Origin of the sequence: Devosia sp. (genome assembly GCF_041917035.1) — a bacterium.
Classification (GTDB): Bacteria; Pseudomonadota; Alphaproteobacteria; order Rhizobiales; family Devosiaceae; genus Devosia_A.
Genome location: NZ_JAYRYM010000388.1, coordinates 1 through 2,396, shown reverse-complemented (window position 1 = coordinate 2,396; position 2,396 = coordinate 1). Strand labels below are relative to the sequence as shown.

The following is a 2,396-nucleotide window of genomic DNA, read 5'->3' as shown; positions in this document are numbered from 1 at the left end:
TTTCACGATCACGGTCGCCGCCAGATCCCGATCGAAACGCTGATCCGCGGTCGACCGGGACTGCCCACCTGGTCGGAACACATCGCCTGGTGGGGTCCGCGCACCCGGCCCGATACCCTGGTCCTGCGCTACGAGGACATCGTGGCCGATATTGGCGGCACCGTAGACCGGCTCGCCGGGTTCATCGAGGTTCCGGCCGTGGCGCGCACCATTCCGAGCCGCGAGGAACTGGCCGCCATCGACGGCAAGTGGGTCCGCTCGGCCTCCGCTCCCAACCGCACCCGGCTGTCGGCAGAGCAGGTCGAGCTGTTCTGGCAGGTGAACGCGGCCACCATGCACGCCTACGGCTACTGTCGGTAGGGCAATCCATCCTCAGGGTCGAGCTAGTCACCTGGACTTAGTCCAGTTGTACCGGCACTTCAAACTGCGACCTGCCCCCTTCCCGCATACCACCGTCCCGCCGCTGCACTCACCTCCGCCTCCATCGCCTGCAGTTCTCCCGCCAGCCGCTCGAAGTTCGGCATGTTGGTGCGCTGCGCCAGCAGTTCGCGGAAGGCCTCGGTCCAGCCCTCGTCCTTGAACGGATCGGCGAGGGCGGCGCTCATCACCTGAAGCACGGTGGCGTAGACGGCATGGATCTCGGCCAGCCGCTCGCCCTCGGGCACGAGGCCGGTCTCGCCCAGCCGGCGGAGCACGGTCGCGGTCGGCGCCTGTGGCGCGTCGAGCTGCGCGCGTGCCACCAGTTGCGCCGACTGCGCGATGAACTCGAGGTCGACGAGCCCGCCGGACACCAGCTTGAGGTCGAACGGATGGCGGGGCGGACGCTCCTTCGCCATCAGTGCCCGCATGGCGGTGACGTCGGCGATGGTTGTCGTCACGTCGCGCGGCCGCGACAGGATTTCGGCGATCGCCGCATCGATCCGTGCCGCCAGGTCGCCGTCGGCCTGGATCACCCGCGCCCGGCTCAGCGCCAGCCGCTCCCAGGTCCAGGCGCTTTCGTGGTGGTACTGGATGAAGCCCTTGAGGCTGGTGGCGAGCGGCCCGGCATTGCCCGAGGGTCTCAGCCGCATGTCGGCCTCGTAGAGCACACCCTCCGAGGTCGGAGCGCTGATCGCCGCCAGCAGGCGCTGCGTCAGCCGGGCATAGTACTGGCTGGTCGCCAGCGGCTTGTCCCCGTTCGACTCCTCGGCCTCCCCCTCGACGTCGTAGAGGATGATGAAGTCGAGGTCGGAGCGCGCCGTCATCTCGCGGCTCGCCATCTTGCCGAAGGCGAGCAGGGCCGCCCGACCGCCCGGCACCACGCCGTGGCGCCTCTCGAACTCCGTGCGCACCGCGGCGAAGAGGCGGGTCAGCAGCGCCTCGGCGAGCGTCGTGAACTGCTCCCCGGCCCGCTGCGCGTCGATGGTACCGGCGAGCAGCCCGGCGGCGATCAGAAACATCTGCTCCTGCCCGATGATGCGGGCCCGGTCGATGACATCCTGGTAGTCGCGCGCCTCGGCGAAGAAGTCGGCGATCTTGCTGAGCAGCGTCGAACGCCGGCGCACCTCGTCGGCGAAGGCCGGATCGATCAGGCCGTCCATCACGTGCGCCCGGTGGATCACCGCTTCGGCCATGCGCGGCGCCGATGCCATCAGCGCCACCAGCAGGCTGCGCAGGTTTTCGTGGTTGCGCAGCAGCGCGAACAGCTGCACGCCGGATGGGAGGCGCGACAGGAAGTTGTCGAAGCGGGCCAGCGCCTCGTCGGGGTTGCCGGCCTCGGACAGGGTCCGCAGGAGGGCCGGCAGCAGTTCCGTCAGGTGCGCCCGCGCCGCCGCGGCGCGCGTCGCGGCATAGCTGCCATAGTGCCACTTGCGCACCGTCGCGATGGCTCCCGACGGCGCGCGGAAGCCCATACCTGACAGCGTCTCGAGCGTCCCCGGATCGTCGTCGGAGCCGGTGAAGACGAGGTTGCCGGAGCCGCTGCCCAGCGTCTCGCCTTCGGCAAAGAGTTCAGCATAATAGCCGACAACCAGATTCAAGGCCGCCCGGTAAGTGCTTTCGAATGCTGCACGATCCGGTTGTCCCATCAGGCTGCCGATGATCGCGATCTCGGCCTCGGTCTCGGGCATCACGTGGGTCTGTTCGTCGCGGCGCATCTGCAGGCGGTTCTCGACGCCCCTGAGGTACCAGTAGGTGGCGATGAGCTCGTCCGCGGCCTGTTCCGAGATCCAGCTGGCGGCGGCCAGCGCCCGCAGCGCGGCCGAAGTGGGGCGCACCCGGAGGGCCGGGTCGCGTCCCCCGGCGATCAGTTGCTGGGTCTGGGTGAAGAACTCGATCTCGCGGATGCCGCCGAGCCCGAGCTTGACGTTGTGCCCCTCGACCCGGACATCCCCGACATTCTTGGTGATGTTGATCTG

The 2,396-nt window shown here is 68.9% G+C and carries 2 protein-coding genes; one reads left to right on the top strand and one right to left on the bottom strand.

Annotated features, from left to right (window positions below):
- On the top strand, positions 1-360 hold a 360-nt coding region (locus ACE3TU_RS21420), incomplete at its 5' end, for a sulfotransferase domain-containing protein (RefSeq protein ID WP_374627882.1).
- 59 nt (positions 361-419) lie between these two features.
- Here the strand turns inward: ACE3TU_RS21420 and ACE3TU_RS21415 are convergent.
- Positions 420-2,396, bottom strand: a 1,977-nt coding sequence (locus tag ACE3TU_RS21415; protein WP_374627881.1) for a bifunctional [glutamine synthetase] adenylyltransferase/[glutamine synthetase]-adenylyl-L-tyrosine phosphorylase, incomplete at its 5' end; no start/stop codon positions are given.